Consider the following 1,232-nt stretch of genomic DNA (forward strand, 5'->3'; position numbering starts at 1 on the left):
TGAATCGCCCCTGGTTTCGTAGACACCTCCAAGCCTCATAATGAGGCCCAAATAGGAGGTGCCATGAGTCGTCAGCGTTACCCCGAAGAATTCAAGATCGAAGCGGTCAAGCAAGTGACCGAGAAAGGCAAACCTGTCGCCGATGTCGCCCAGCGCCTGGGCATGTCCGTGCACAGTCTTTACGCCTGGATCAAGGTCTACAGCAAGCCCCAAGAGCAGCGTCAGCAAGACGACGATCAGCAGGCCGAACTGCGCAAGCTACGCGCTGAACTCAAGCGCGTGACGGAAGAGCGAGACATCTTAAAAAAGGCCGCCGCGTACTTTGCCAAGGAGTGCGGCTGAAGTACGCCTTCATCAAGAAGCACTCGACTGATTACCCGGTGCGGCGCCTTTGCCAAACCCTCAAGGTGCACCCCAGCGGCTATTACGCCTGGCTGGCCGAGCCTCAATCTGCCCGAGCAAAAGAAGATCAACGTCTGCTTGGCTTGATCAAACACGCTTGGCTGGAAAGCGGAGGTGTATACGGCTACCGCAAAATTCACGATGACCTGCGTGAGCTGGGAGAGGAATGCGGCCGAAATCGAGTCAGGCGCTTGATGCAGGCGGAGGGGCTGCGTTCTCAAACGGGCTATCGGCGGCGTCCAGGGTTCTATGGTGGAAAACCAACAGTGGCCTCGCCCAACCACCTCGCGCGGCAGTTCAAGGTAAGTGAGCCGAACAAGGTCTGGGTGACAGATATCACTTACATCCGCACCTATGAAGGGTGGCTCTACCTCGCGGTAGTGCTGGATCTGTTCTCACGCCAAGTAATTGGTTGGTCAATGAAGCCAAGGATGTGCAGCGACCTGGCTATCGACGCGATGTTGATGGCTGTTTGGCGACGCAAGCCTCAGCAGCAAGTTATGATTCACTCAGATCAAGGCAGTCAGTTCAGTAGCTCGGATTGGAAAAGCTTTTTGAAGGCCAACAATGTAATCAGCAGCATGAGCCGGCGGGGAAACTGCCACGACAATGCTGTAGCCGAGAGCTTTTTCCAGCTTTTGAAGCGAGAGCGAATCCGACGAAAGATCTACACAACCCGTGAAGAAGCCCGAAGTGATATTTTCGATTACATCGAGATGTTCTATAACCCTAAACGCCGACACAGCAGTGCTATGCAGCTGTCTCCAGTAGAGTATGAGAAACGCTATTTCCTGAGCTTGGAGAGTGTCTAGAAAACCAGGGGCGATTCA

1 protein-coding gene is annotated in these 1,232 nt (G+C 54.2%); it reads left to right on the forward strand.

Going from position 1 to position 1,232, the window contains the following annotated elements:
- Positions 1-63: 63 nt before the first annotated feature.
- A protein-coding gene (locus tag ACNFCH_RS25830; RefSeq protein ID WP_087535084.1) for an IS3 family transposase occupies positions 64-1,214 on the forward strand; the annotation gives its coding sequence in 2 pieces (ribosomal slippage) (positions 64-298 and positions 298-1,214; 1,152 coding nt in all).
- Positions 1,215-1,232: the final 18 nt, after the last annotated feature.

This window comes from Pseudomonas sp. NY15354, from assembly GCF_048068075.1.
GTDB classification, from domain to species: domain Bacteria; phylum Pseudomonadota; class Gammaproteobacteria; order Pseudomonadales; family Pseudomonadaceae; genus Aquipseudomonas; species Aquipseudomonas guariconensis_C.